The sequence below is a fragment of the Sphingomonas sp. FUKUSWIS1 genome, from assembly GCF_000733135.1.
Classification (GTDB): Bacteria; Pseudomonadota; Alphaproteobacteria; order Sphingomonadales; family Sphingomonadaceae; genus Sphingomonas; species Sphingomonas aerolata.
Map to the genome: position 1 here is coordinate 1 of NZ_JPJC01000069.1, position 698 is coordinate 698.

Here is a 698-nt window from a genome sequence, read left to right on the forward strand (position 1 = left end):
GCGGTGACACCCCTCTAGGCCCACTCCCCAATCCCGTCAAACGCAAATTTCACTTTTATGGCAATTTTTGCGCCTTGGAGCGTTTTGCGCCCCCAACGGCGCGGAACAGGGTTGGCGATAATCGTACGATCCCGGCCGCAGGAACGACGCGATCCAGCTGCGTTGCCACTGAGCGGGATCAGGATATTCCATAAGTCGAGCGATTCGAACGGTGAGCCGAGCGCATCACACCCTTCCCCGGTCATCCACCGCAGAGGCGTTCTCGTTCCTGCTTGATGACCAGCGTCTTATCCGAACATCGCCCCGGCAGCACCTCAGGCCCACGCACGTCTTTTGCGACGCGGAGTCCCGCGGCGGACAAGCTCGTCCAGAAGCTGCGCGACCGGCATCCCCTGTCGACTGCGGAGGAGGTCGCGCTTAACACGTTGCTTGCGGCCAAGGCCGGGCCGATTTCCGGTCGGACGGTGTTGCTCGACCGGGGGATGCAGCCAAGCGGGATCCATGTCCTGCTTGACGGCTGGGCGTGCCGCTACACGATGCTCGTCGATGGGCGCCGTCGGATCGTCGCCTTTTATCTCCCGGGCGATGTCTGTGACTTCGACGTCTTCCTGCTGGCGGGGATGGACCAGACGATCGCCGCGATCACCCCTGCACGCGTTGCGGTGGTCGATGCCCCGATGCTAGCCGTGCTTGCCATC

At 63.0% G+C, this 698-nt stretch carries 1 protein-coding gene; it reads left to right on the forward strand.

Going from position 1 to position 698, the window contains the following annotated elements:
• Positions 1 to 275: 275 nt before the first annotated feature.
• On the forward strand, positions 276 to 698 hold a 423-nt coding region (locus sphsw_RS05585; RefSeq protein ID WP_200874010.1), incomplete at its 3' end, for a Crp/Fnr family transcriptional regulator.